The organism is Vibrio sp. 10N.222.48.A3 (assembly GCF_041475345.1).
GTDB lineage: Bacteria > Pseudomonadota > Gammaproteobacteria > Enterobacterales > Vibrionaceae > Vibrio > Vibrio tasmaniensis_A.
The window spans coordinates 1-1062 of sequence record NZ_JBFRVX010000005.1 but is presented as its reverse complement, the minus strand read 5'-3'; the positions used below and the strand labels follow the sequence as shown (position 1 = coordinate 1062).

Here is a 1062-nt window from a genome sequence, read left to right as displayed (position 1 = left end):
TCGATCTCTTCTTGAGTCGCGGCAAGGTCGCCATCTCCGTATTTGATACAGCATTTTCCGCATTGATTACAATCTTTCATTATCGACTTCATAAGTTGGTGAGCTTTTATCATTTTACCACTGATAGGCGTGGCACGTTGACTTTGTTGTTCATGGTTAAGCCGTTACGGGGCGAGAACATGGAATGACGGCGCTTAAAATCAATTTATCTATGCACCACCACTCCAATCAAAGCTGTAAACAGTGATACAATTTGCGCATCTCACGTTATTCAAGCAAAGGCATCAAAATGAGAACCGTATACACCACCGAAGGCAACATTAACGCAAAGAAACAAAAAGAGGCTTACCCAAAGCTCGCTTTATGTGACAAGTGCGTTCGAGACTATGTGGTGATTGCTCAAGGTGAACGAACTTACAAGCCTTGTGCTAAATGTGGTGCCGACGATTAATGCGCCTTGATAAATACCTATGTAAAAGCACTGACCTAACCAAGCCTGAAGCGATTGAACGCATCCATAATGGCGAGGTGAACGTAAACAGTGAAACAGTTACTGATGAGTCAGCTCAGGTTCATGAAAGCAACACCATCTTGTTAAATGGCACGCCGCTTAAGTTGCGTGAATTTCGTTACCTCCTAATGCACAAGCCTGCGGGTACTATCTGCTCTAATATCGATGAAGTTTATCCTTCATTGTTTAACTACATCGAGATAGACAAAGCATCAGAACTGCACATAGCAGGGCGCTTAGATGCCGACACTACAGGCTTAGTCTTGATTACCGATGATGGGCGCTGGTCATTCAATATTACGCTGCCAACCAAGTCATGTAAGAAGGTGTACCGCGTGACATTGTCACGAGGTATCAAAGACGATGTCGCTGATAAGTTCAAAGCGGGCATTCAATTGCAGGGCGAACAAAAACCGACGCGTCCGGCAGAGCTCGAGGTGATTACCAGTAAACAAGTGCTGTTGACCATTACAGAAGGCAAGTTTCATCAAGTAAAACGAATGTTTGCTGCGGTCGGGAATCGAGTTGTTGGCCTACACCGTGAACAGATT

Annotated in this window: 2 protein-coding genes and 1 pseudogene; 2 read left to right on the top strand and 1 reads right to left on the bottom strand. The window is 44.6% G+C overall.

The genetic code is table 11. The features are described from left to right. Positions 1-80: pseudogene (locus AB4653_RS00080) on the bottom strand (YkgJ family cysteine cluster protein); the annotation flags it as partial. 209 nt (positions 81-289) lie between these two features. Here AB4653_RS00080 and AB4653_RS00075 point away from each other — a divergent pair. Then, positions 290-451 (top strand): hypothetical protein, encoded by a 162-nt coding sequence (locus AB4653_RS00075; RefSeq protein ID WP_009846839.1) that lies wholly within the window; start codon positions 290-292, stop codon positions 449-451. Further along, positions 451-1062: pseudouridine synthase (locus AB4653_RS00070; protein WP_372103059.1), on the top strand; the 612-nt coding region annotated here is incomplete at its 3' end. The genes AB4653_RS00075 and AB4653_RS00070, both read left to right, overlap by 1 nt.